We start from the raw sequence: 209 nt of genomic DNA, 5'->3' as shown, positions 1-209 counted from the left end.
TTGCCGGCCGCCTGAACAATGTGGACGACGAATACATCCGGGAGCGCAGCGTCGATGTATGTGACGTCTGCCGCCGCGTCGTGGATATTCTGGACGGGCGGCCACGCCGTCGCCTGCACCTGAAACGCCCCAGCATTCTGGTAGCCGACCGGTTTTTCCCCAGCGATCTGTTCAGCCTGGACCGGCGGATGATTCTGGGGTTGGCCAGC

General features: G+C 63.2%; 1 pseudogene. It reads left to right on the top strand.

The window, feature by feature from the left end:
- Positions 1-209: pseudogene (locus H6B10_RS17870) on the top strand (phosphoenolpyruvate--protein phosphotransferase); the annotation flags it as partial.

Origin of the sequence: Gemmiger formicilis (assembly GCF_016901605.1) — a bacterium.
In the GTDB taxonomy this organism is placed as follows: domain Bacteria; phylum Bacillota; class Clostridia; order Oscillospirales; family Ruminococcaceae; genus Gemmiger; species Gemmiger formicilis_B.
The sequence above is the reverse complement of the archived record's forward strand: the minus strand, read 5'-3'. Positions and strand labels throughout refer to the sequence as shown.